Origin of the sequence: Ruminococcus sp. Marseille-P328 (genome assembly GCF_964249465.1) — a bacterium.
GTDB lineage: Bacteria > Bacillota > Clostridia > Lachnospirales > Lachnospiraceae > Blautia_A > Blautia_A faecis.
In genome coordinates this window covers 1-539 of sequence record NZ_CAXUBQ010000082.1, presented here as the reverse complement: position 1 = coordinate 539, position 539 = coordinate 1, and the positions used below count along the sequence as shown (strand labels likewise).

Here is a 539-nt window from a genome sequence, read left to right as displayed (position 1 = left end):
GAGCCAATTGAGGCGTCCAACTTAAGCAGCATGATTGATTATATCTTGAGCTGCACCAAGGAACTCAGAGAGTCCATGATCATTCATGTGATAAGTCCGACAAAAGTAGAACTGTATTCCGGTCTGAATGCAGAGAGAAAAAGAGAGCGCCTGTTTGTGTGCAGGGCTGAGACTCCACGCTTCCGCTATGATGAGTGGTACGATCAGGAGCGTTTTCTCATTGAAATGCAGGCAAACTTTGAAGAGAACACTGATCTGGAAGCTATCCTGAAAGTATCTGGAAATGTTGAGGCAAAAACAACAGCCAATTATGGTGATGACGGCGTTACCCAGAAGACAACCATTAAGCAGGGGATTGCATCAAAAGCAGATGTTCTGGTTCCGAATCCGGTTACCCTTATCCCATACAGGACCTTCCTGGAAGTGAAGCAGCCGGAAAGTGAGTTTGTTTTCCGTATCAAGGACGCTGGTGGTGCTCCGGTATTCAAGATCGTAGAAGCCGAAGGTGGTCTCTGGAAGAATGTTGCAATGAAAGAAAT

The 539-nt window shown here is 46.0% G+C and carries 1 protein-coding gene; it reads left to right on the top strand.

Translation table 11 applies throughout. The features are described from left to right. Positions 1–539: hypothetical protein (locus ACESTK_RS20560; RefSeq protein ID WP_373120644.1), on the top strand; the 539-nt coding region annotated here is incomplete at both ends.